Below are 3211 nucleotides of genomic sequence, written 5' to 3'. Positions count from 1 at the left end.
GACGCGGCGGCGCTGCCCGTGCTGGCCGCGGAGCTGCGTGCGCTGCGCACGGCGATCGGTGCGGAACCGCTGCGCACGGCGGCCACCGATCCCGCCGGGGTCCGCGACCGACTGCCCGGCCACCGCCGTGCCGAGCACCTGCCCGACGCGTCCCCGGCGATGCGGGACGTCTTCCGCTCCGCCGGGGACACCGCCCGCGCCCTGTCCCACCTGCGCCCGGCCGTCGACGAGGAGACCCCGGCGGCCCCGGACACGCGCGCGCGAGCGGAGCCCGGGGCGAAGGACCCCGCACCGGACCGGCAGGGCCCCCGCATCCGTCCCACCACCAGGACCGCGCTCCAGGTCGCGACCGGATCGGCGCTGGCCGTCGTCGGCGGCGAACTGCTGTCACCGGAGCGCTGGTACTGGGCCGTCTTCACCTGCTGGGTGGTCTTCATCAGCACCACCTCCACCGGCGAGATCCTGGTCAGGGGGTTCCGGCGGCTGGTCGGCACGGTGGCGGGTGTCGTCGCCGGGCTCGCCCTCGCCGCCCTGGTGGGCGACGCCGCCTGGCCGGCCTTCGCCCTGGCGACGCTCAGCGTGTTCGGGATGTACTACACGCTCGCGGTCTCCTACACGCTGATGTCCTTCTTCGTCACCACGATGATCGGCATGCTGTACGCGCTGCTCCACACCCTCACCCCGGACGTGCTGGTGGTGCGGATCGAGGAGACCGCGCTGGGGATCGCCTGCGGACTGGCCGCCGCTCTGCTCGTTCTGCCGGTACGGACCCGGGAACGCACCGACCAGGCGCTGCGCGAGGTGCTGGAACGGCTGCGCGCGGCGCTCTCCCAGTCGCTGGCCCGGCTGGGCGGCGAGCCCGGCGGGGACCCGCTCGACCCGGCCCGCGTGCTGGATGCGGCCCTGGACGACCTGCGCCGGTCGGTACAGCCGCTGATCACCCCGCTCAGCCCCCTGCGGTCCCGGCGGCGCACCGCACTCGCCGTCCTGGGACTGCTGGAGACGGCGGCCTTCCACACCCGCAGCCTGGCCGCCACCGCCGGACCGGCACCGGCCGGCTGCCGCACCGGCGCCGATCCACGGCTCGTCGACGCGGCCCGCAGGATCGACCGCGAACTGGCGCGCCTGCTCAGCGAGATCACCGTCCGGGCCGAGGACGACGCCCCGCCCGTACCCGGCCCCGGGCTTCCCGCCCGGCTCGACGCGAGCGGGTGCGGGGCCCACGCCGAGGACGCCCACACGACGCGACGGGCCCTGCGGCACCTGCACCGCGTGGACGAGAGCGTGCAGGCCCTCGCCCGGACGCTCCACCCGCCCGTCCCCGAGAACTCGTGACGGGCGGGAGCGGGGGAAGCACGGTCAGGGGCCCGGCCAGTCGCGGCAGCCCGGTCCGGCGTCGATCCGCAGGACCCGGGCGAGGCCGAGGGGTGTCCGGTCGGTGCCGAGGGTCTGCCGGATTCCCGTACGGACCCGGAGTTCGGGGGCGGAGAGAGCGGTGCCGAAGAGCCCGGGTGAGAACGCGGCGGTGACGTCCCGCAGGCCCTCGGGGGCGGACCCGCCGCCGAGCCGGGCGGCGAGGGCGGGGGCAAGTTCCGCGGCCAGGGCGTACGGGGAATCGGCCGGACCGCCCCACGACGGGCCCTCCACCGGCCGGTGGAAGGAGACGCAGTGCAGGTCTCCGGGCTCGCCGCACGCCTGCACCCGCCAGTCGCCCAGCCGGGCCGCCAGCCAGTAGAAGCCCCGCCGCGGCCGGTCCCAGGCCAGTGCGCGGCCCGGCGCCTCGTAGCGCGCCCGGGTCTCCGGGGAGATCAGGGCGTCGTGCAGGGTGAGCGGGAGCGCCGCGGCGGGGCCGAAGGCTCCGCCGAGCAGGTCGCCGAGTTCGGCGGTGACCTGCTCCAGCGCCCCCGGATCGTCGAGCGGCGCGCCCTGGGGAGGCGGCACGACCAGTTCGGCCCCGCCCAGGAGCCTCTTCCGGGAGGGCAGGGACAGCGGGGCGGGGGGCAGCAGGGCCGCGAACGAGTAGCCGACGGTCGGATGGTCTCCGCCGGCCACCTCAGCGGCACCGAGGGGGTGGAGCACGTCAGTTCACCACCATGGTGTGGATGACTCCGGGAGCGCTCAGACTGCTGGACACGGTGAAGACGTAGACGCCCGGGGTGGTGGGTGTACCGACGAGTATGCCGTCCGGGTGGAGGGTGAGGCCCGGTGGCAGGGTGCCGAAGAGCAGCCGCACCGGATCCTGGTACGCGTTCTGTGTTCCCGGTGGGATGGGCACGACGCTGAGGGCGTTGGCTTGGAAGTCGCTGTCGGTGATCCGGTCGCCGTGGTACCGGAGGTTGACACCGACCGTCCGGTTGACGAAGTCGGACGCGAGGAACTCCAGGACGGGAGTCTGCGTGGTGGCCGTGAACCCCGTCGCGGGTGCGGGAGCGAGTTCGGGGAGGGCGACCTGCAGCCCCTGATGGATCGCCTGGGCGGAATAGCCTTCCCGGTTGAGCGCGGCATCGTGCAGCGTGCCACCGATCTCGGCGATGGCGTGGTAGGTGAAGTCCCACCCCTGCTGGTTACCGGGGACCGGGTGGTACATGAGATCGGTGGCCTGGACGTTGGTCAGCGTGTTGTTGTAGTTGCCGACGTCAGCCGCCCAGACGCTGCGGCTGCCGTACTGGAATCCGCCCCAGAAGATGACCGCCCGGGCCTGGAGGCCGAGGGTCTGGGCCAGCAGGATGTGCAGGTTGGCGAAGTCCGAGCAGACGGCCCCGTTGGAGCCGGCCAGGAGGGCCAAGGGGTCGGCGGTCAGGCCCTGGGTGCCGTCGTAGGGCACTCTGGCCCGGATCCACGTGCGCAGCGCGGTCGCCACGCCCTGCTCGGTCACCTCACCCGTCGCCATGGCCGTGGCCTCGGCCACCGCGTCGTACCGCAGGTTCCCGGTGGTGGGGTTGTCGAACAGGCGGTAGAAGGTGTGCGCCGTGGGGGCCAGATCCTGCATGCCGGTCGTGTCGGAGACCACCCAGTTGATGGTCTGGGGCGTGGCCCCGACCGTGCTCGCACCCGCCAGCGCGATCAGGGGGACGTCGAAGGTGTGCACGCCGGGGCCGGGGTCCTGGGGCATCGACAGGATGACCGAGCCGCCCTGGTGCCGGGCGGCCGGATGGACCGGCGGCTCGGTGGAGCGCTGGGCGGCGAACAGCAGGACGCCGACGGTGAGGAA

The 3211-nt window shown here is 74.1% G+C and carries 3 protein-coding genes; 1 reads left to right on the top strand and 2 read right to left on the bottom strand.

Annotation, left to right across the window (positions count from 1 at the left end; genetic code table 11):
* On the top strand, positions 1-1335 hold a 1335-nt coding region (locus tag ABZW03_RS39060), incomplete at its 5' end, for an FUSC family protein (protein WP_355269358.1).
* A gap of 24 nt (positions 1336-1359) precedes the next feature.
* Here the strand turns inward: ABZW03_RS39060 and ABZW03_RS39055 are convergent.
* On the bottom strand, positions 1360-2079 hold the full coding sequence (locus ABZW03_RS39055) for a hypothetical protein (RefSeq protein ID WP_355269356.1): 720 nt from the start codon (positions 2077-2079) through the stop codon (positions 1360-1362).
* Position 2080: 1 nt separating this feature from the next.
* The coding region (locus ABZW03_RS39050) for a transglutaminase-like domain-containing protein (RefSeq protein WP_355269354.1) at positions 2081-3211 on the bottom strand (1131 nt) is incomplete at its 5' end.

Origin of the sequence: Kitasatospora sp. NPDC004799 (genome assembly GCF_040609095.1) — a bacterium.
In the GTDB taxonomy this organism is placed as follows: Bacteria; Actinomycetota; Actinomycetes; order Streptomycetales; family Streptomycetaceae; genus Kitasatospora.
Note: the sequence above shows the minus strand (reverse complement) of the source record. Positions and strands in the feature narration are given on the sequence as shown.